Source organism: Burkholderia sp. Tr-862 (genome assembly GCF_011753085.1).
Lineage (GTDB): Bacteria > Pseudomonadota > Gammaproteobacteria > Burkholderiales > Burkholderiaceae > Burkholderia > Burkholderia ambifaria.
This window is the reverse complement of sequence record NZ_VWWG01000378.1, coordinates 1-1,497: the sequence shown is the minus strand read 5'-3', so window position 1 is coordinate 1,497 and position 1,497 is coordinate 1. Positions and strand designations below refer to the sequence as shown.

The 1,497-nt window shown below is 71.7% G+C and carries 2 protein-coding genes; one reads left to right on the top strand and one right to left on the bottom strand.

Annotated features, from left to right (window positions below):
- Positions 1-203: 203 nt before the first annotated feature.
- Entirely contained in the window at positions 204-1,082 is an 879-nt protein-coding gene (locus F3J14_RS34955) for a LysR family transcriptional regulator (RefSeq protein ID WP_166726758.1), read from the bottom strand.
- A gap of 100 nt (positions 1,083-1,182) precedes the next feature.
- On the opposite strand from F3J14_RS34955, the gene F3J14_RS34950 reads away from it, so the two are divergent.
- The coding region (locus F3J14_RS34950; protein ID WP_166726757.1) for an MFS transporter at positions 1,183-1,497 on the top strand (315 nt) is incomplete at its 3' end.

The following is a 1,497-nucleotide window of genomic DNA, read 5'->3' as shown; positions in this document are numbered from 1 at the left end:
GGCGGCGAGAGCGGCCACACGCAGCAACGCGCGGCGGCGGGCGGGGGCGGGGGGCGAAGTCATCGGCGGCGGGTCCTCGGTGATCCGCGCGCGGGCCGCGCGGCTGCCGGGCAGATTACGGAATCGGTTTCGCGCCGGCAAACATCGAATCGCGCAATGCTTATTCGTGCGAGCGGGGAATGGCGGCGGGGGAAGATCAGGCGCTAGCCTGCCGCCGGGATGGTGCGCAGGAACGCGCGTACCGCGGGCGCCTTCTCGAAGCGCCGGTGCGCGAGCGCGAGTTCGGACGTGATCGGCTTGCCGGCGATCGGCCGGTACACGACGCCCGGCAACGACACGCAGCCGGCGAGCGCGTCCGGAATCACGGCGACCCAGCCGTTGACCGACACGCACGCGAGCACCGCGAGCAAGCCGCCCGGCCGCGCGGCGATCACGGGCGCGAAGCGGCCGCGGCGTGCGACCTCGAGCGTGCCGCGCTCCTGCTCGGGCACCGCGAAGCGTGCGTCGGCGAGATCGGCGGCGCGCACGGCGGTCATCGACGCGTAGCGCGAATCGGCCGGCACGGCCGCGACGAACACGTCGCGCTGCAGCGTGACGATCCGCAGCCCGCCCGGCAGCGGCAACGGCGGGCGCACGTATGCGAGGTCGAGCCGGCCCGCGTCGAGCTGCTTCGCGACGTCGTCCATCGGCACTTCCCGCAGGTTCAGTTCGATGCGCGGATGCGCGGCGCGAAACGCGCCGACCGTGCGCTGCAGCGCGCCCGAATAGACGGCCGACGACACATAGCCGATTTCGATGCGGCCGAGTTCGCCGCGCTCGGCCAGCATCGCGAGTTCGCGGCCGCGCTGCAGATGCTCGAACGCGGCGCTCGCCTCGGCGAGAAACGCAACGCCCGCCGCCGTCAGCGTGACCGCGCGGCGCGACCGCTGGAACAGCCGCACGCCGAGCAGCCGCTCGGCCTCCTGGATCTGCCGCGTGAGCGCGGGCGGCGCCATGTCGAGCGCGTCGGCCGCGCGAGCGAAATGCAGATGCTGCGCGACGCTCAGGAACGCACGCACATGACGGAATTCGAGCGGATTCACGATTGCAATTTTCGTCAATAAAACTGCGTGGACGTATCAATGACAGGCAATACGAGCCCAGCCTAGCATACGGCTCGTTCCTCTTGCTCCGGAGCTGTCGATGTCGCTGCCTTCCCCCGCCCCGCGCGCCGCCGTGCCCGCTAGCCCCCGCCTGCCGGCCGCCGCGACGCTCGCGGTCGCGTCGGCGACGTGCTCGCTGATCGTGCTCGACACGAACGTCGTCGCCGTGTCGCTGCCGAGCATCGCGCGCGGCTTTCATGCGAGCTTCGCCGACATCGAATGGGTCGTGAGCGCCTACATGACCGCGTTCGCCGCCTGTCTGCTGGCGGCCGGCGGGCTCGCGGACCGCTTCGGGCGCAAGCGCATGCTCGGCGCGGGGCTCGCGCTCTTTTCGCTCGCGTCGCTCGGTTGCGGA